Source organism: Kibdelosporangium persicum (genome assembly GCF_013280595.1).
GTDB lineage: Bacteria > Actinomycetota > Actinomycetes > Mycobacteriales > Pseudonocardiaceae > Kibdelosporangium > Kibdelosporangium persicum.
Map to the genome: position 1 here is coordinate 1 of NZ_JAAATY010000031.1, position 18,180 is coordinate 18,180.

17 protein-coding genes are annotated in these 18,180 nt (G+C 67.9%); 10 read left to right on the forward strand and 7 right to left on the reverse strand.

The window, feature by feature from the left end; genetic code table 11:
• Positions 1-188: 188 nt before the first annotated feature.
• The 4 genes from GC106_RS37275 to GC106_RS37290 all read right to left on the reverse strand — a co-directional run bounded on the left by GC106_RS37275 (position 189) and on the right by GC106_RS37290 (position 4,864).
• On the reverse strand, positions 189-1,421 hold the full coding sequence (locus tag GC106_RS37275) for a C39 family peptidase (protein ID WP_173140343.1): 1,233 nt from the start codon (positions 1,419-1,421) through the stop codon (positions 189-191).
• 62 nt (positions 1,422-1,483) lie between these two features.
• Positions 1,484-1,978: a PadR family transcriptional regulator gene (locus GC106_RS37280; protein WP_173140345.1), complete on the reverse strand. Its 495-nt coding sequence runs from the start codon at positions 1,976-1,978 to the stop codon at positions 1,484-1,486.
• Positions 1,979-2,149: 171 nt separating this feature from the next.
• Entirely contained in the window at positions 2,150-3,859 is a 1,710-nt protein-coding gene (locus GC106_RS37285; RefSeq protein WP_173140347.1) for a TIGR03767 family metallophosphoesterase, read from the reverse strand.
• 189 nt (positions 3,860-4,048) lie between these two features.
• Positions 4,049-4,864, reverse strand: coding sequence for an NAD(P)H-binding protein (locus GC106_RS37290; RefSeq protein WP_173140349.1), 816 nt, complete (start codon positions 4,862-4,864; stop codon positions 4,049-4,051).
• Between the two features lie 66 nt (positions 4,865-4,930).
• Here GC106_RS37290 and GC106_RS37295 point away from each other — a divergent pair, with 66 nt between their 5' ends.
• The 5 genes from GC106_RS37295 (at position 4,931) to GC106_RS37315 (ending at position 8,294) form a co-directional block, all read left to right on the forward strand.
• Positions 4,931-5,314 carry a winged helix-turn-helix transcriptional regulator gene (locus tag GC106_RS37295; protein WP_173140351.1) on the forward strand — a complete coding sequence of 128 codons (384 nt, stop codon included), beginning with the start codon at positions 4,931-4,933 and terminating at the stop codon, positions 5,312-5,314.
• The gene (locus GC106_RS49540) at positions 5,311-6,279 is read left to right on the forward strand and encodes a gamma-glutamylcyclotransferase family protein (protein WP_312873189.1); all 969 of its coding nucleotides are present in this window, start codon (positions 5,311-5,313) and stop codon (positions 6,277-6,279) included. Before GC106_RS37295 ends, GC106_RS49540 begins: the two co-directional genes overlap by 4 nt.
• Positions 6,280-6,360: 81 nt before the next feature.
• Positions 6,361-6,972, forward strand: coding sequence for a DUF4232 domain-containing protein (locus GC106_RS37305; protein WP_173140353.1), 612 nt, complete (start codon positions 6,361-6,363; stop codon positions 6,970-6,972).
• Between the two features lie 45 nt (positions 6,973-7,017).
• On the forward strand, positions 7,018-7,413 hold the full coding sequence (locus GC106_RS37310) for a hypothetical protein (protein ID WP_173140355.1): 396 nt from the start codon (positions 7,018-7,020) through the stop codon (positions 7,411-7,413).
• Positions 7,414-7,442: 29 nt separating this feature from the next.
• Complete coding sequence (locus tag GC106_RS37315) at positions 7,443-8,294, forward strand: DUF3558 domain-containing protein (protein WP_173140357.1); 852 nt, start codon at positions 7,443-7,445, stop codon at positions 8,292-8,294.
• Here the strand turns inward: GC106_RS37315 and GC106_RS37320 are convergent.
• The gene (locus tag GC106_RS37320; protein WP_246367738.1) at positions 8,281-9,870 is read right to left on the reverse strand and encodes an FAD-binding oxidoreductase; all 1,590 of its coding nucleotides are present in this window, start codon (positions 9,868-9,870) and stop codon (positions 8,281-8,283) included. The genes GC106_RS37315 and GC106_RS37320 overlap by 14 nt on opposite strands.
• Before the next feature lie 16 nt (positions 9,871-9,886).
• Here GC106_RS37320 and GC106_RS37325 point away from each other — a divergent pair, with 16 nt between their 5' ends.
• Genes GC106_RS37325 through GC106_RS37340 form a run of 4 tightly spaced genes read left to right on the forward strand, consistent with a single transcriptional unit; the run spans position 9,887 to position 14,147 of the window.
• The gene (locus GC106_RS37325; RefSeq protein ID WP_173140360.1) at positions 9,887-10,477 is read left to right on the forward strand and encodes a TetR/AcrR family transcriptional regulator; all 591 of its coding nucleotides are present in this window, start codon (positions 9,887-9,889) and stop codon (positions 10,475-10,477) included.
• A 35-nt stretch (positions 10,478-10,512) separates the two neighbouring features.
• The gene (locus GC106_RS37330; protein WP_173140535.1) at positions 10,513-11,964 is read left to right on the forward strand and encodes a glycerol-3-phosphate dehydrogenase/oxidase; all 1,452 of its coding nucleotides are present in this window, start codon (positions 10,513-10,515) and stop codon (positions 11,962-11,964) included.
• Positions 11,965-12,018: 54 nt separating this feature from the next.
• Positions 12,019-12,927, forward strand: coding sequence for an ABC transporter ATP-binding protein (locus tag GC106_RS37335; protein ID WP_217281442.1), 909 nt, complete (start codon positions 12,019-12,021; stop codon positions 12,925-12,927).
• Complete coding sequence (locus GC106_RS37340; RefSeq protein ID WP_173140364.1) at positions 12,924-14,147, forward strand: ABC transporter permease; 1,224 nt, start codon at positions 12,924-12,926, stop codon at positions 14,145-14,147. Before GC106_RS37335 ends, GC106_RS37340 begins: the two co-directional genes overlap by 4 nt.
• Before the next feature lie 104 nt (positions 14,148-14,251).
• On the opposite strand, the gene GC106_RS37345 is transcribed toward GC106_RS37340, so the two are convergent.
• Together GC106_RS37345 and GC106_RS37350 are read right to left on the reverse strand one after the other, a co-directional pair.
• Entirely contained in the window at positions 14,252-15,571 is a 1,320-nt protein-coding gene (locus tag GC106_RS37345; protein ID WP_173140366.1) for a citrate synthase, read from the reverse strand.
• A 203-nt stretch (positions 15,572-15,774) separates the two neighbouring features.
• Positions 15,775-16,701, reverse strand: a complete 927-nt coding sequence (locus GC106_RS37350) for a carbohydrate kinase family protein (RefSeq protein ID WP_173140368.1) — start codon at positions 16,699-16,701, stop codon at positions 15,775-15,777.
• A gap of 69 nt (positions 16,702-16,770) precedes the next feature.
• On the opposite strand from GC106_RS37350, the gene GC106_RS37355 reads away from it, so the two are divergent.
• Positions 16,771-17,919, forward strand: coding sequence for an acyl-CoA dehydrogenase family protein (locus GC106_RS37355; RefSeq protein WP_173140370.1), 1,149 nt, complete (start codon positions 16,771-16,773; stop codon positions 17,917-17,919).
• The last annotated feature ends 261 nt before the right edge of the window (positions 17,920-18,180 follow it).

The following is an 18,180-nucleotide window of genomic DNA, read 5'->3' on the forward strand; positions in this document are numbered from 1 at the left end:
AGCATTGACCACCCACCAAGGCACCCCCGCCCCAACAACTCACAGTGGAAAAGCTGGGCAGACCAGCGGCTCCCGCACGCCCACGACAGAAACCACCGGCCCACCAACACAACCACCCACGACCAAGATCACCAACAAAACCCATCGGTGGATCTGGGTTCTAACCCGGATAAACACTCACGAGGGGGTCATGGGGTGATGATGTAGGCGATGCCGCCGGGACCTCCCGCGACCGAACCGTCCGTGCGGTACCGCTTGGTGCGTTGCCAGATGTTTTCGAACTGGGCTCGCTTGTAGACGTTGCGGACACGGTCGTTGCTGGCGGACGCCGGGTCGTTGACGATCACGTCGCCGTCCTTCGTGAAGCCGATGACCACCATGATGTGGCCGGCCGTGCCGTAGCCCGCGCCATCGAGCTCCGAAGCCAGGAACGACTGCGAGGTGATCACCGGGATGCCGCGCCTGATGTACCGCTCCAGCTCGGCGAGCGAGCGCAGCCGGGTCACGTGCGCCTTCAGGCCGTACGTCGCCGCGTAGGCGGTGTTGAACGGCCAGTTGCCCGTTCCGTCGTAGTCCTTGTCGTAGGTGAACCGGGCCGCGTGGTCGACGCTCGGGTCCGCATAGGACGGATCGACCCATGCCAGATCCTCTGGGGAGGGCCGCTTTCCCCAGTACTCCACGACCATCTGCGTCGAGGTCGGGCTGCACCAGGCCTCACCGCCGCCGCCGTACTCCGGATACTGTCCGATGTGGATGTTCTGGGAGTACCGCGGCACCGTCAGCTCGATGCCCCAGGCACCGGCATTCGGGCTCGTCGGAACCGTGAAGCGGTCCGGGATCGCGGACGTCATCGCGCCGGCCATGGACAACGTCGGCGATTCGTCGGTTCCCGCGGCACGGTAGAGCGTCACGCGGAGCTGGTAGGCGCGCAGCGGCGACCGAGCGACGAACGTGTCGACGTCGATGTAGCCGTGCTCGTCAGTCTGCTGCGGCAGGCTCGTGCGGCGGATGTCCGTGTCGGGCAGGGCCCATCGGCCCATGCCGTACCAGATGGTCTCGGCCCCGGACGCCGTCTTCCCGCGCATGTCCACGCGCAGCCAAGTGCCCTTGGGCGTGGTGGCGTTCCACGAGGCGACGAGCTGCGTCGCGTCGAATCCCTGGCGGTAGTACGGCGACGTCCACGTGCCGTACTCGTACGCGCGGGTGCCCATGTCCGGCTCTGTATGGTCGATCGTGCCCGCCGGGCGCCCGATCCGCAGGCCGCGCAGGGTCGGGATCAGGCCGTCGCGCTGGCCCGCGAAGAAGAAGTCGTGCTTCTGCCACGAGTGGAAGTCGACCGGCGCCTGCGGCTGGGCCGCCGTCGCGGGAAGGACGGGCAACGACAGCAGGGTGGCTATGGTCAGCAGGGCTAAGCGGGTCATGGCGTCTCCCTCGGATCCGTGGGAGATATTTTCATCATTGTGATAGATCATGTAAACAGCTGTCAGGGTGGATCACGGTCGAGCTCGTCCAGGAAGTCCTTCCAGAACTGCTCCACCGTGCGCTCGTAGCGCAGCCCCAGCTCCAGGGTCTTGAGCTGCCACCGGTCGGCCACCGCCTCGATCTGGGCGCGCTGCTGGTCGTAGCCGTCCGCACGGGCCCGGTGCGACCGGTAACGGTCTCTGGCCAGTCGGCGGATGTCGTCGGGCGTCGCGCTGACTCCGAAGAACAGCTTGAGCAGACCGGTGTCCCGGACCTCGGTCTGCTCAAGGGTGGGCTCGGCGAGCCAGTCGGCCAGCGCTTTGCGGCCCTCGTCGGTGATCGCGTACGTCCTTTTGCGTCTGCCGCCCTTCTCGGTGGTCTGGGTGACCAGGCCGGCCGCGGCCAGCCGGGCGGGTTCGTCGTACAGCTGCGAGTGCGCGAACGCCCAGAAGTTGCCGACGGTCCGGCCGACCCGTTGTTTGAGCTCGTAGCTCGTGGCCGGACCGTACGAGAGCATGCCGAGAACGACGTACGAGGTCGCGTTGAGCTTGCGGGAGCGGCCTGCGGCCGGCTCGTCGAAATCGGCGGGCAGCGGGAGTCACCTCCTGGGAACGAGGCCCTGACCATAGCGATCACCCGGCGGTTGCGCCGCTCCCCATAGCACCACACTCCAGCGGTTCCCGCCTGGTCAGAACGGTTTCGCCAGGACCAGTTCCGTGTTGTGGTCGACGGCCGCGCCCATCAGCCCGGGATCCCTGTGCAGGTCGTTGAGTGAGATCTGCCGGTACAGCGACGCCAGCCCGGCAGGCGAGCTGTCGCCGTAGTCGGCCTCGTACGGGCTGTCGGCCTCGATGAGGGTGGTGAACAACGACAGCGTGCCGTCGCCGTTGTCGGTCAGCTCGATGATCCTCGCGTGCTGCGGGAAGTCGATGTGCGAGGCGGTGTTGATCTCCCAGAACCCCTGCGCGGGCGTGGCGCCGCGATGTGCGGTGATCGCGTTGCGGTGCGAGTGGCCGTTCACCCACGCGACGACGTTCGGGAACCGGTTGAGCAACGCGACCAACGCCTTGCCGTCCCGCCTCGGTTCGAGCAGGTTCGTCGGGTCCGGCAACAGGTTGTCCATCGTGGTGCTCGTGTGGTGGCTGAACAGGATGAACAACGTGTCCGCGGCACTCGTGCGGACCAGATCGCCTTTGGTGTCGTAGTAGCGGGAGCTGCCCGCTTCCAGCGTGCGCTCGATCCGCTTGAACTGTCCGTCGCCCAGCGAACCGTCCGCCAGTCCGGCGCGGTTGGTCGTGTCCATACCGATGCCGACGACACCGGGCGCGATCGGGAACGTGTAGTAGAGGTCGCGGCCCGTGGCGTTGGCGGGTCCGAAACCGTGACCGGCCGGGCCGGGGCCGGTGTTGCGCGGATCGCGGTGCGCGGCGACGTACTCCTTCGGCGTGAAGGGCCTTCGGCGCGCGTCCGGCGTGACCCGGCGGACCGGTCCGCTGAAACTCAGCAGCAGTTCGACGGCCCTGAGCGGCGACGTGCGCATGGCCTCGGCGAGTTTGGCGGCGTCCGACTGGGAGGAGAAGCCCTCGATCTTGAACGAACCGGTGTAGAGGGCGTCGACCAACGGCACACCACTGGGGAACGTGCCTTGCACGCTGTCGTCGTGGTTGCCGAAAACGCTGTACCAGGGCCGGTTCAGGCCGGGACTGGTGAACGGCTTGACGGCGTTGGCGAGCAGCTCCGGCATCTGCGGGAAGCCCTTGTCCTTGTACATGTCCGCGACACTGTCGCCGGGGTTCCAGTAGAGCTTCGACCGCGAGTTCTGCACGCCTTCGAACCGCGCGGGATCACCGGTGTCGGGCGTGATCGTGCCACCGTTGAGGATGGTCAGGAACCAGTCGAGCTCGACGAGCTCGTGGTTGTCGGTGTTGTCGCCCGTGCTGAGCACGAAGTCGAACGGCCGCCCGGTGTAGGGGCCCCGCGTCGCGTTGACCCGCTTGATCAGCGCGGCGGCGCCCTGCGTTCCCAATGTCTCTTGTGGACGATGTGCGGACCCGATGAACGGGTGCACGTACTCGACCCGCGCCGGGCTTTGCGCGTCGATCACGTGCATGTCGGTGAGCTGCACGAACGAGGTGAGCGCGGTCCGCCGGTCGTCCCGGCCGGTCCGCGGTTCGACGAGGTCGGGGCGCACGACGAGCGGCCAGCCCGGCCCCGGGACCAGACGCCGGAAGCCGGTGCCCGCCGGCACACCGACGACTTCCAGCGTCGTTCCGGCGGGATTGACCGTGCGCTTGATCGTTTCACGCGACGCGTGGTCGCGGGCTTGCGCCGGAGTGGCGGCGAGCAGACCCAACGCACCAGTGGCAGTCAGCAGACGACGACGGCTAAGGGTGGCCATGCGCCGATCCTGCCGGAGAACATGAAGAAAAGTCACTACTCCGAAGGTAGCTGCCGAGCCTCTTGGCTCCACTGTGGACGTGAGCACAAACTTGAGTTCTCACACGGGAAAGTGCTCAACTTTGGGCTTCGGGACGGGCGCGTTCGCCCCCGGCCGGGCGGCGGGAGCGAACGCGAAGCGCCCACGCGGTTACTTGCCGAGTGCCGCGCGGATCGCGTCGGCGACCGGGGTGGCCGGGCGGCCGATCAGCTTCTCCAGGTCCGGCCGGACCTCGGCCAGGGCGCCCCGCTCGATGTGCACGTGGATGTCGGTGTACAAGTCCGCCGCCTCGGGCGGAAGCCCGGCGGCGATGTAGCCCGCACGCAGGTCCTCGGCCGGAATGCTCTTGTGCACGAACGGTTCGCCGGAGATCTCGGCGACCAGCTCGGCGAACGTGTCGAACGTCCACGCGGTCGATCCGGTGAGTTCGTAGGCCGTGTTCTCGTGGCCGGGCGTCGTCGCGACAACCGCTGCGGCCAAAGCGAAGTCGTCGCGGGCGGCCGAGGCGAGCAGGCCGGAACCGGCGGAGGTCAGGAAGGTGCCGTCGGCGTGCGCGAGCTGACCGGTGTAGTTCTCGTGGTACATGTTGTTGCGCAGGAACGTGTACGCGATGCCGGAGTCGACGATCGCTTCCTCGGTTGCCTTGTGGTCAGCGGCGAGGGCGAGCGGTGACGTGGGCGCGTCGGTCACACTCGTGTAGATGATGTGCCGGACGCCTGCCTTCTTGGCCGCCGTGACGGCGTTGCCATGCAGCGTGACGCGGTCGCCCCCACTGGTCGAGATCAGGATCAGGGTGGTCACGCCGGCGAACGCCTGCTCCATGCCCGCGGGGTCGGCGAAGTCCACGACCCGGCCGTCCGGTGACGGCGTGCGTGAACCCACCACGAACGCCGCGCCGCGTTCCGTCAGGTGCTTTTTGATCAAAGTGCCGAGCTGGCCGTTCGCCCCGGTCAACAAGAGTGTCATGACACTAACTGTAAGCAGGGTACTAACTCGCGGTAAGTACCCACTTTGCTGTCATATACTTACTTCATGGAAAGTGCCTTGGTCGACGTCTTCGACATGAACTGTCCGTCGAGGGCGGTCATGGAACACCTGTCGAGCCGCTGGGGCGTGCTCATCCAGGTCATGCTGCTGCGGGAAGGCACTCTGCGGTTCAGCGAGCTGCGCCGGGCGATCGGCGGCGTCAGCGAGAAGATGCTGGCGCAGACGCTGCAGGCGCTTGAGCGGGACGGCATCGTCCGCCGCGTCGTGCACCCCGTCATCCCGCCGCACGTCGACTACAGCCTGACCGACCTCGGCGAGGCCGCCGCGAAGGCCGTGAACACCCTGTTCGACCTGATCGGCGACCGGTGGGCCGAGTTCGAGAAGGCACAGGTGGAGTACGACCAGCGCAAAGCCGCCCAGCCATTGTGAGCACGTTCACCGACGCCGACTACCCTGCCGCGCCGTACCCGGGCACACGCCCGCCCTTCTCCTACGTCCACCTCGACGGCAAGGGCTGGCGGATCGCCCCGGACGACGACCTGGACGAGTGGCTGACCAAGCACAACGCGCCCACGCTCGCCGAACGCGTTCCGGTTCTGACGTACGGCTCCAACGCCAACCCGAGCAAGATCACCTGGCTGCGGGAGAACCTCGGCTTGGACGGACCGGTCGTCGTGCTGCGCGCGACGTGCACGGGCCTGTCCGCGGTCTGGGCCGCCGGGTTGCGGGTCGTGGACACGCAACGACCGGTCACGTTGACCGCGATGCCGGGCGTCACCGAGGTCCACGCCGTGTGGATGGCCGATCCCGCCCAGGTCAGGGTGCTGGACGTGTGCGAAGGCCGGGGTGATCGATACCAGTTGTCCCGCTTGTATTCCGGCCGGGTCGAACTGGAGGACGGCAGCGTGTGGGACGGGCCGCTGGCGTACACCGGCAAGGCCGAGATCCGGTGGCCCCTGCTCGTTTCCGGCGCCCCGGTCCGGCTGGCCGAGCTCGGCCAGGACCAGGCTCGCCGCCTGGTCGGCACCGCGGCCCCGGTGATGGGCCTCGATGTGTCCGTTGTGGACGGAGAACCGGGACCCGAGGAGTTCCCGCCCCGGGTTTTCGTCTACGGCACGCTCAAACCCGGCGAATCCGCGTGGGACCTGGTCGAGCCCTGGGTGGACGGTGAGCCGTACCCGGCGAGCGTCACCGGCGAGGTGTTCGACACCGGCTTCGGCTACCCCGGCCTCAAACGCGGCACGGATCAGGTGCCCGGCTGGGTTCTGCCGTTGCGCAGCCCGAAAGCCGCACTGGCCACTTTGGATTCCTACGAGGGTGACGAATACCGGCGAATCCGGGTGACGCTGCCGGACGGGACGATTTGCTGGGCCTATCTGTGGAAATTCGCCTGAGCGCGTGAACGCTCACACTTCGCCGTGCGGGTACCCGTTCTTACTGGTAGGACCGGATAGCAACGTTACGGAGGTGGCAGCATGGCCCACTACAAGGCGCTGGCCGTGGGGGTGACGGTGGTCGCAGCCGGCACGCTGGCCGCGTGCGGCGGGGAGACCACGACAACCCAGCCGCCGCGAACCGTGACGGTCACCGAGACACCGGCACCGCCGTCCATGCCACCGGCGACGTCGGCCGGCCCGGAGCGCCCGGAAAGCGTCGCGCGCGGCAGCCAGACCGCACGCTGCGGCCCGACCGTGCTGAAGGGCGAGATCCAGGGCGGCGACGCGGCGGCGGGCAACCGGTACGCCAAGCTGGTCGTCACCAACACCAGTTCGAAAGCGTGCACTTTGTACGGTTACGGCGGCCTGCAGCTGACAGACGCCAACGGCAACCCGACGCCGACCAAGCTGACCCGCAAGCCGGACCCGGGTCCGGCGCTGGTCACGCTGGAGCCGGGGCAGCAGGCGTACAAGAACCTGCACTGGGGCATGGTGCCGGACGGCACCGAACCGACCACCGGGCCATGCGAGCCTGAATCCGCAGGTGCGAAGGTGATTCCGCCGGACGAGACCGAGCCGTTCACGGTGACGTTCGGCTTCGGATCGGTCTGCCGGCACGGCGCGATCGATGGAAGCGCGTATTACAAGTAGTCCGTTCGTTACCCGCAGGCCGGGGAAAAGAGGCACCCTGTCGCCATGTCGACAGAGATCGTCCCGCCGGCCACGACGCAGCACATCGAGGAAGATCCGCTGGACAAGATCACTGTGCCGCCGCGGGTGTTCGTCGCGTCGCTCGCGTCCATCGCGCTGGTCGTCGGGCTGCTGCTGGGCCTGCTCCCGGTCCGCGTCGCCACGCTGGACACCACCGCCACGGTCAAGGTGAGCTGCGGTAACACCCTCGGCGGTGTCGAGACGCCACGCCTCGCCGCGAGCCTCGGCTACCCCGAACGGCCGATCCTGGCCGAGTACGTGGCCATGTGCGATCGCGGCATCGACGCCCGCGCGATGCCCGCGTGGACGCTGTTCTTCGGCGGAATGATCGGCTGGATCTGGCTCGGCGCGGTGCGCAGGCGGAAATCAAGGCTCGAATAGGTCTGGACCATTAGGTACTATCACGGTGTATGAGGGTTCGAGCGCACACCGTGATCGTCACCCTGCTCCTGCTCGCGGGGTGCTCCGCGCAACCAGTCCAGTCCACCGCGTCCGTGCCGTTGCCGCCGGACGAATGGGCCTCGTTCCGGATCGTCGACTCCTGCGCGATCCTCGACGAGGCCGCGCTGTCGAAGCTCGGGACAGTGGGTGCCCGCACCTTCAGCGGTGCGAGCGCGCACAACTGCGTCGTCACGATCACGCCGCCGGACGGGCCGCCTTACACCACACGGGCAGCCGTCGGCGAGCGCGTCGGGCCCGACGCCAAACCGGTTGATCTCACCGGCCTGAGCGCCTTCCAGGACTCGGGCTGCACGGTCACGGTCAAGACCGCGGGCGAACTCGGGGTCAGCATCTCCATCGAGGGCACTGACTACGAGAAACAGTGCGCGCAGGCCCGCGATGTGGCCACGGCCGTCGCCCCTCGGATGCGGACGCTGCCGCAGAACCCGGCCGTGTCGCCGTTCCACGGCAAGGACCCCTGCCAGCCGGTCGAGCGGTTCACCCAGCAGATCGGCGCCCTCACGCAGGCCCGGCGCCCGACGCTGATCAACTGTGAGCTGACCGGGACCGACGGCACCCTGTTGATCAGCCATGAGATCGAGAACATGGCCGGGCACGTGCACGGCGAACCGCTCACCGTCGGCGGCAAGGAGGGCATGCGTCACCAGGAGCCCGAACAGCAGGACCGCTGTGAGGTCATGGTGCTTGTCCGGCCCGTGCTCGAACAGTCCTACTTCACCACCCGGATCGAGGTGGGCGGGACGTCCGACCCGTGCACGAAGGCGACGAACGCCGCCAACGAGTCGGCTAGGGAGCTATGAGCTTGCCGGGGTTGAGAATCCCGGCCGGGTCGAGCGTGTTCTTCACCGCGGCAAGGACTTCCGTGCCGAGATCGCCGATCTCGGCGGTCAGATAAGGAGCGTGATCGACGCCGACGGCGTGGTGGTGCGAGATCGTGCCGAGCCCGGAGATCGCCTCGCACGCCGCGGCTTTGGCGCGCAGCCACTGCCCGGCCGGATCGTCGACGGACCTCGGCGTGATCACCGTGAAATACAGCGAAGCCCCGGTTTCGTACGCGTGCGAGATATGGCACATGACGATCGCGCGCCCCAGCGAGTCGGTCAACGCCAGCCGGACTTTGTCGTACAACTCGTCGAGCTGCGACCAGTGCGTTGCGGTTTCCAGGGTTTCCACGCACACGCCGACGTTCATCAACGCGTCACGTTGGCGGGGGCCGTTGAACCGCCCGTGCCGCCACGCCTCGCCCAGCACGCGGCCCAGCCGGACCGCACCGCGCAGCCTGCTGATCGTCGCGGCCCGCCGCGTCGCCAGTTCCCGCTGGTCCTGGGCCTCCCAGCCGACGATCAGCATGCAGGGCCGCCGGATTCCGCGCGCCCTGAGGTAAGCCCGCAACCCGGCGGCTTTCAGGCCACCGGCCAGCGCGAACGACACCCGCGTCTCGTCCACATCGGACAGACGAGTCACGTCCGCGAGCACGCGATCCTGCGCCAGCCGCCGGACGATCTCCGCGCCCCGCTCCCAGCCGTCCACCACAAAACCTTCGTAGCGACGGACTTTCGGCAGCGGACGCACGCGCACCGTCACTTCGGTGATCACCCCGAACGCGCCTTCGCTGCCGATCACCAGATGCCGCAGATCCGGGCCCGCGGCTGATGCCGGTGCGACGCCGAACCGCAACTCACCGCGCGGCGTGGCGACGCGGATACCCTCGACCATGTCCTCGAATCGGCCGTAGCCCGACGAGGCCTGGCCGGCGGACCGGGTCGCGGCGAACCCGCCGATGGTGGCCCGTTCGAACGACTGCGGCACGTGCCCGAGCGTCAATCCGTACTCCGCCAGGGCTTTCTCGGCGTCCGGCGCCCGCACACCGGCCTGGAACACGGCCAGCCGGGACACCTCGTCCACCAGCACCAACCGGTCCAGCCGTGCGAGGTCGAGCACGATCGCACGGTTCGCCGCCTGCACACCGCCGACCACGGAAGTCCCGCCACCGAACGGAACGATGGTCAGCCCGAGCTCCGCGCAGGCCTGGACCACGGCGGCGACCTCGCTCGGGTCGGCGGGCAGCACCACCGCGTCCGGCACCGAAATCTCACCGACCCCCTTGTGCGCCAGGAGATCCAGGTACGACAGGCCACCGGTGCGGCCAAGCCTGCTCGCCTCGTCGGTGAGCACGTGCTCGGCGCCGACGATCCCGGTCAGCACCTCGCGCGCCTTGTCGGGCAGTTCCGACGGCGGCGCGGTGAGCGGCTTCGTCGGCGTCCAGGCGTCCGTCAGACCGGTCTCCTGCCGGAGCCAGCGCAGCGTGTGCGGCGGCAACTCGACCTGGTCGGCCGTCCACGCGGACCTGAGGAGCTGGTCGGTTCGGATCGCCATGGGTACAGTGTGACACATGACGTCACAACGTCACACCTATCGAGTCGACGACGACGTGCTCCTCGACGCGGCACGCAGCTGCGTGCTGGCCATCGGCGTCGGCCGGACCACCCTCACCGAGGTCGCCCGGCGTGCCCAGGTCAGCCGGATGACGCTGTACCGCCGGTTCCCGGACGTGCGCAGCCTGATCGCGGCCCTGATGACCAGGGAGTTCGGCGGGCTGCTCGCCGAGATCTCGGCGTCGTTGACCGCGCCGGCGGCTCGCGAGCGGCTGGTGACCGGCCTGACGACCGGCATCCGGGTGCTCGTGGACAACCCAATCATGCGGGCGGCGCTGGACCTTGAACCCGAACTGATCCTGCCGTACGTGGTGCAGCGGCTGGGCAGCACGCAACGGCTGACTGAGCAGTTCATCGCCGACCAGCTGAAGGCGGGGCACCAGGACGGCTCCATCCGGGTCGCCGACGTACCCACGCAGTCGCGGGCGGTCCTGCTGGTCATCCAGTCCTTCGTCCTCTCGCTGCGACCTGCCACGTCCGATGTGGACAAAGACGCGCTGCTCACCGAACTGGGCACGATGCTGCACGGTGCCTTGGAGCATCGGTGAACACCTCGCTCAACGCGCGGCGGCGGACCGCCGACATGACCGAAGCGGCCAAGGACGTCGTCGACGTGCTGGTCATCGGCGGCGGGGTGACCGGCGCCGGTGTCGCGCTGGACGCCGCTTCCCGTGGCCTGTCGGTGGTCCTGGCCGAGGCGCACGACCTGGCGTTCGGTACGTCCAGGTGGTCGAGCAAGCTGATCCACGGCGGGCTTCGGTACCTGGCAAACGGCGACGTCGGACTCGCGTACGAGAGCGCGGTCGAGCGCGGAATCGTGATGACCCGCACCGCGCCACACCTCACCAGGCCGCTCCCCCAGCTCATTCCCTTGCACGAAGGCGTTTCCGGCACGCTGGCGATGACCGGCCTGCAGGCGGGCGACGTGCTGCGCCGGTTGGCGCGGACGCCTTCCGCTCTGCTTCCGAGGCCACGGCGCGTGCCCGCGGCCGAAGCGCTCGCGCTGGCGCCCGGGTTGAAGCGCGAAGGTCTGCGGGGCGGCCTGCTCTCGTATGACGGTCAGGTGATCGACGACGCACGGTTCGTGGTCGCACTGGCCAGGACCGCCGCCGGGTTCGGCGCCAGAATCCTGACCAGGACCAAGGCCGTTTCGCTCGACGGCGACGGCGCGCGGCTGCGGGACACGCTGACCGGGTCGGAATTTGACGTCCGGGCCAGGAAAGTGATCAACGCGACCGGCGTTTGGGCAGGTCAGCTCGTTCCGGCCGTGCGGTTGCGCCCGTCGCGCGGCACGCACGTCGTGCTGGCGTCCACCGGGATCACGGGGACGTCGCTGACCGTGCCGATTCCCGGTTCCCGCAACCGGTTCGCGCTCGTTCTGCCCCAGGTGGACGGCCGGATCCACATCGGGCTGACCGACGAGCCGGTGGACGGCGAGATCCCGGACGTGCCCACGGCACCGGACTCCGATGTGGACTTCCTGCTCTCGGTCGCGTCTTCGGTGCTCGAACGGCCGCTCACCCGCGCTGACGTGCTGGGTGCGTACGCCGGACTGCGTCCGTTGCTCGACGCATCAGGCGCGAGCGCCGACCTTTCCCGGCGGCACGCCGTGCTGACCGCGCCCAACGGCGTGATCACCGTTGTCGGCGGCAAGTTCACGACGTACCGCCGAATGGCCGCCGACGCGGTCGACGCCACCGGGCTCACCACGGTTCCGGCACGTACCAAGGACATTCCGCTCGTCGGTGCCACGGCACGCGGGCGACTCACCCGAATCGACGCACCGGCTAGGCTGATCGCCAAGTACGGCACGGAAGCCGTGCAGGTGGCCAAGCTGGACCCGACGCGGCTGCACCCGGACCTCACGGCGGCCGAGGTAATTTGGGCCGTCGAGCACGAGGGCGCGCTGGACGCCGAGGACGTGCTGCACCGCCGCAGCCGTGTGGGCCTCGTTCCGGCCGAAGCGAACCCCCTGGTAGACATCGTGAGTGTTTATACGGGTTCTAACCCGTACAAACACTCACGAGGGTCTTGAGCACGGACGGGGTCCAGGCTGGATACTGGGGGTACGTCCAGCGAGGAAGGATCGATGGTGCCTGAGGCGGGACTGGAGATCGACCACGTCTCCAAGCGCTACGGCGACGTCGTCGCCTTGTCAGACATGACGTTCGAGGTACGGCCCGGTGAACTCTTCGGGTTCGTCGGCAGCAACGGCGCGGGCAAGACCACGACCATGCGCATCGCGCTGGGCGTGCTCGAAGCCGACACCGGCGCGGTGCGCTGGGCGGGCGAACCGGTCACCCTCAGCATGCGCCGCCGGTTCGGCTACATGCCTGAGGAACGCGGCCTGTACCCGAAGATGAAGGTCCTCGACCAGCTGGTCTACCTGGCCAAGCTGCACGGCCTCGCGGCCAACGACGCCCATCGCGCCGCGGACGACTGGATCGTCCGGCTCGGCCTGCGGGAGCGGCGGCTGGACGAAGTGCAGAAACTGAGCCTGGGCAACCAACAGCGCGTCCAGCTCGCCGCGGCGCTGGTGCACAACCCCGAGGTGCTCGTGCTGGACGAGCCGTTCTCCGGCCTGGACCCGGTCGCGGTGGACGTGATGAGCCAGGTGCTGAAGGAAAAAGCGGCCGAAGGCATCCCCGTTGTGTTCTCCAGCCACCAACTCGATCTGGTGCAGAGGTTGTGTGACCGTGTCGGGATCGTGAACAAGGGCACGATGGTGGCCTGCGACACGGTCGAAGCCCTGCGTTCGTCGGGCGCCTCGGAACTCGTCGTGCACGCGCCCAAGGCACCGGCCGGTTGGGCTGCTTCGATTCCGGGCGTGACCGTGGTGTCCGAACAGGACGGACACACCACGCTGCGGATCAACGACGACACCGACGATCAGCAAGTGCTGCGAGCCGCACTGGACACCGGCCCAGTGCATGAGTTCAGCCGACGCCGTCCGTCGCTGGCGGAGTTGTTCCGCAATGTCGTCAAGGAGGGGCAGTGACCGAAGGTCCGCTTGCGCGATCGAGCGTCGGCACTGAGCTCAAGCCCGCTCAGGCGGTGTTGCTGGTCGCCGGGCGCGAGCTGAACACCAAGCTGCGCACCCGGTCCTTTGTGCTCAGCACGATCGTCTCGGTCGTCGTGCTCGCGGCTTTCGTGCTGCTGCAGAGCTCCACGTTCGACGACGGCGGCCGCAGCGAGGTCGGGCTGAGCGGCCAGGCGACCGCGCTGGGGCCGCAGATCGTGGAATCGGCCAAGCAACTGGGTCATCGGGTCGAGATCGTCGACATCGCCGAGCCGGCGCAGGGCGAGCAACAGGTCCGTGACAACGACCTGGACGCGTTGGTCACCGGACCGGTCGGCTCACTCCAGGTGACCGTCAAGGACACCTTGAACACCGAGCTGCGCAACACGCTCAACGGCCTGATGCGCCAGGAGATCCTGACCTCAGAACTGGCCGCGGCCGACCTGGATCCCAAGGAGGTCCTCGGCACCGCGGCGGCCGCGCAGGTGACCGTCAAGCAGCTCGAACCCCGGGGCGACGACCAGGGCCAGCGGCTGGTGATCGGCCTGATCGTGGCGTTCCTGCTCTACATGGCCCTGATGATCTACGGCCAGATGGTCGCGCAGGGCGTGGTCGAGGAGAAGTCCAGCCGGGTGGTCGAACTGCTGCTGGCGACCGTGCGGCCCTGGCAGTTGCTGGCCGGCAAGGTGCTCGGGCTCGGGCTGGTCGGGCTGATCCAGTTCGCGATCATCGGTGTGGTCGGCGTGGTCGCCGGGCTGGCGACCGGGGCGCTGACCATCTCCGGTGCCGCGGTCGGCGGCATGCTCGCCGGGCTGCTCTGGTACCTGCTCGGCTTCTTCTTCTACGCCACCATTTTCGCCGCGCTCGGCTCGTTGGTGTCGCGGCAGGAGGACACCCAGAGCGTGCTCACCCCGGTCACCATGGTGATCGTGATCGGCTTCGTCTTCGCCATCAACCTGTTGATCAGCAACAGCGACGGCGCGCTGACCACCGTGATGGCGTTGCTGCCGCCGTTCTCGCCGATCCTGATGCCCGGCCTGACCGCGCTCGGCCTCGCGCCGATCTGGATGCAGGCGTTGGCGATCCTGCTGTCGCTCGGCGGTATCGCGCTGGTGGCGTGGCTCGGCGGCCGAATTTACCGCAATGCCGTGCTACGCACCGGAAGCCGCGTCAAGCTGCGTGAAGCGGTGTCGTCTTGATTGCCGGCCAGCTCGTGCGGGCGTTGTAGCGGGCCAACGAGAACTCAGCGGTACCGGAGGCGCGTGTCCACCGTTCCGGCACGGTGGACACGCGCTTTCCCTTGCTACGCCCGGGCGTCCATCGCGACGTAGTCCCGCTGCTTGGGTCCGATGTAGACCTGACGCGGGCGGCCGATCTTGGTCGCCGGGTCGTTGGTCATCTCGCGCCAGTGCGCGATCCAGCCGGGCAGCCGGCCCAGTGCGAACAGCACCGTGAAGAACTTCGTCGGGAAGCCCATCGCGCGGTAGATCAACCCGGTGTAGAAGTCCACGTTCGGGTAGAGCTTGCGCTGGATGAAGTAGTCGTCCGCGAGGGCGTGCTCCTCCAGCTGCTTGGCGATGTCGAGCAGGCTGTCGTCGCCGCCCAGCTTGCCGAGGATCTCGTCGGCGGTCTTCTTGATGATCGCGGCCCGCGGGTCGTAGTTCTTGTAGACCCGGTGGCCGAAGCCCATCAGCTTCACGCCTTCTTCTTTGTTCTTGACCTTCGTGACGAACGACTTCACGTCGCCGCCCGAGTCCCGGATGCCCTCGAGCATCTCCAGCACCGCGCTGTTCGCGCCGCCGTGCAGCGGGCCGAACAGGGCGTTGATGCCCGCCGAGATGCTGGCGAACAGGTTCGCCTCGGACGAGCCGACCAGGCGCACGGTCGACGTGGAGCAGTTCTGCTCGTGGTCGGCGTGCAGGATGAACAGCAGGTCCAGCGCGCGGGCCAGGTCCGGGTCCACGTCGTACGGCTCGGCCGGGAAGCCGAAGGTCATCCGCAGGAAGTTCTCCACCAGGCCCAGCGAGTTGTCCGGGTAGAGGAACGGCTGGCCGACCGACTTCTTGTACGCGTAGGCCGCGATGGTCGGCAGCTTGGCCAGCAGCCGGATGGTGGCGATCTCGGTCCGTTCCTCGGTGACCGGCTTGAGGGTCTCCGGGTAGAACGTGGACAGTGCGGACACCGCGGAGGACAGCACCGGCATCGGGTGCGCGTCCCGCGGGAAGCCGTCGAAGAACCTCTTCAGGTCCTCGTGCAGCAGGGTGTGCCTGCTGATCTTCTGGGTGAAGTCGGCGAGCTGCTGCTTCGACGGCAGCTCACCGTAGATCAGCAGGTAGCTGACCTCGATGAAGGTGGAGCGCTCGGCGAGCTGCTCGATCGGATATCCGCGGTAACGCAGGATGCCCGCGTCACCGTCGATGTACGTGATCTCCGAGGAGCAGGCGGCGGTGTTGACGAAGCCGGGGTCCAGTGTGACCAGTCCGGTTTTCGCCAGCAGTTTGCCGAGCTCGATTCCGTTCGAGCCCTCGGTGGCGGGTACTACCGCCATCTCAAGCTCGCCGCCGTCGTGGTGAAGCGCGACGGTACGAGTACCGGATTGCGGCGCGGTCGTCGCGTCGGGCATGAACGTCCCTCTCCCGATCGGTCAGGGCGGTGGATCTGGCGAATCAGCCACGTGCACGCGGTCTGATCGATCGCCGCACCGCAGCACCGCCCCATTGGGGTCCTGTCAACCCCCAACGCTAGTGCTCTCGACGCGAATCGCCCAGTGCGGCGTAAGTTAAGACACGCTGGTGGGACGCTTCTCACATCGATTCACAGAACGATTCAGAGGATCAAGCCCAGTTCAGCCGCATAGGGCGGCTCGGCACCGGCCCGCGACACCGTTATCGCCGCCGCCGCACCGGCATACCGCAATGCCTCCCGCCAGGCGTCGCCGTCCAGTTCGCGCAGGTGTTCGACCGAACGGACGCCTTTTGTATACAACCAGGCGAGCAGTGCGCCGTGAACCGTGTCGCCTGCCCCGATCGTGTCGACGACTTGCGCGCGTGTAGCCGGAACCTCGACCAGTTCACCGGAACCGGTGACAACGGCTAATCCTTTCGAGCCGCGGGTGAGCACAACGGTGGCCGGGCCGCGCTGCCGCCATTCCCGGACCGCCTCGAGGGCGTCTTTTCCGGCGATCCACTCGGCGTCCTCCTCGGACAGCTTGAGCAGGTCGACGTCCGGCAGCCAGCTCGCGAACCGGTCCCGGTAGGCGCCGGGGTCGTCGATGAGCATCGGCCGCACGTTCGGGTCGAGCACCGTCAGGGCGTCGGTCCTGCGCATGACCTGCTCGTACGCGCTGGCACCCGGCTCGAGCACGAGCGAGTTGGTGCCCAGCGACAGCATGGTCATCTCAGGCAGGTCGCCCGGTGCCTCGAAGAGCCGGTCGGCCGTGCCTTCGGAGTAGAACGTGTAGCGCGCGCCACCGTCCGGCCCGAGGCTGGTCACCGCCAAGGTGGTCGGCTCGGGCCCACGCTGCAGGTACGTAGTATCTACATTGGACAGATTGAGCCGGTGCACGAGGGCCTCGCCGAAGTCGTCCGACGAGATCCGGGACAGGAAACTCACCGGAGCGCCGAGGCGACCCACCGTGACGGCGACGTTGTACGGGCCGCCGCCCAGGCGTGGCAACAGCGCGCCAGGCTCACCGTCGAGTGTGGACTTCGCGGGCACGAGATCGACGAGTGCCTCGCCAGCGACAACGATCACGGCCGACAACCTACCCCGGACGGTAGCCTGGGCTGTCCTCTAGCACTGCATACATACGGAGATCCCGCGATGGCAGTCGAACGTCTGCTCCCGGACACCGAGGCGGAGGACCTCATCGCCTTGGCACGGGACATAGCCGCCAACGAACTGGCCCCCAAGGCCGGCGAGTACGAGGAGAAGGAGCTCTTCCCGCGGGAACAGTTCCGGCTGCTCGGCCGATCAGGCCTGCTCGGCCTGCCGTACCCGGAGCGATGGGGCGGCGGTGGAGTGTCGTACGAGGTGTACCTGCAGGTTCTCGAGGAAATCGCGGCCGCCTGGATGACCGTGGGCGTCGGCCTGTCCGTGCACACGATGTCCTGCTACGCCCTCGCCGAGTACGGAACCGACTCGCAGCGCGACGAGTGGCTCCCCGACATGCTGGGCGGTGACCTGCTCGGCGCGTACGCGCTGTCCGAGACCCACGCGGGCTCCGACGCGGCCGCGCTGTCGACCCGTGCGGTCCTCGACGGCCCTGACTACGTGGTCACGGGCACGAAGGCATGGATCACCCACGGCGGCCAGGCAGATTTCTACACGACCATGGTGCGGACATCCCCGGACGGCGGCCGTGGCATCAGCTGCCTGCTCGTCCCCGCGGACACACCAGGCCTGTCCGCCTCCGCCCCCGAACGCAAAATGGGCATGACGGCGTCGACCACAGCGCAAATGATCTTCGACGGCGCGCGGGTGTCCACGGGACGGCGCCTGGGCGAGGAAGGCATCGGCCTGAAGATCGCCCTGTCGGCCCTGAACTCCGGGCGCCTGGGCATCGCGGCCTGCGCGGTCGGCCTGGCCCAGGCAGCGTTGGACGAGGCCGTGCGCTACGCGAAGGAACGCAGTCAGTTCGGCCGGTCGATCATCGAGTTCCAGGGAATGGAATTCCTGCTCGCCGACATGGCAGCCGCGGTGGAGTCCGCACGGGCGACGTACCTGGAAGCGGCGCGGCGCCGAGACCGTGGCCTGCCGTTCAAGAGGCAGGCGTCCATCGCGAAGCTGGTGGCCACGGACGCGGCGATGAAGGTGACCACCGACGCGGTGCAGGTCCTGGGTGGCGCCGGATACACAAAGGACTTCCCCGTGGAGCGCTACATGCGGGAAGCGAAGGTCCCGCAGATCTTCGAAGGCACGAACCAGATCCAGCGCATGGTGATCGCCCGGGAACTGCGGAACAAGGCTTGACCCCCTGCTCGCCGACGCCGAGCGGGCCTTCGCGTTCGCTCCCTCCCGTATGACAGGGAGCGGACGCGCCGGACAGGACATCCTTTTCACAGTTTTGAGCCCACATCGACCGAGCGAGTTGGCGACTGCGGCCTCCGGCCCCAAATTCCAGCGTAACGAAAAGGTCTGACAAAACCGGCGGGCTGTCGCGCGGTACGCCACAGTTATCCACAAGCCGCTCTTGTCCACAGCCCCACTCACAGCCGAGCCGGAATTGTCGGC